Source organism: Microbacterium sp. KNMS (assembly GCF_053851835.1).
The window spans coordinates 1-252 of the sequence record NZ_JBSQBP010000149.1; the positions used below are offsets into that span (position 1 = coordinate 1).

Genomic DNA, 252 nt, shown 5'->3' on the forward strand with positions numbered 1-252 from the left:
CGGCAGGACGTGATGAGGCTGCGCGGTGCCCAAACGGATGTGATCGAGCTCGACGGCCTGGCGCTGCTTCCGGCGTTCGTGGAGGCGCACAGCCACCCGAGCCAGATCGCCGCCACCCTCGGTCCGCCCGCCGTGGACGTGCGCCCTTTCGTCGTTCCCACCGGTCAGCAGGTCATGCAGAAGCTGGCCGACACCGTCCGGAGTACCCCGAAGGGTACCCAGGTACTGCTCTACGGCATCGACGTGCTGCTG

At 68.3% G+C, this 252-nt stretch carries 1 pseudogene; it reads left to right on the forward strand.

Annotation, left to right across the window (positions count from 1 at the left end):
• Positions 1-39 precede the first annotated feature (39 nt).
• Positions 40-252: pseudogene (locus ACWXWW_RS18195) on the forward strand (amidohydrolase); the annotation flags it as partial.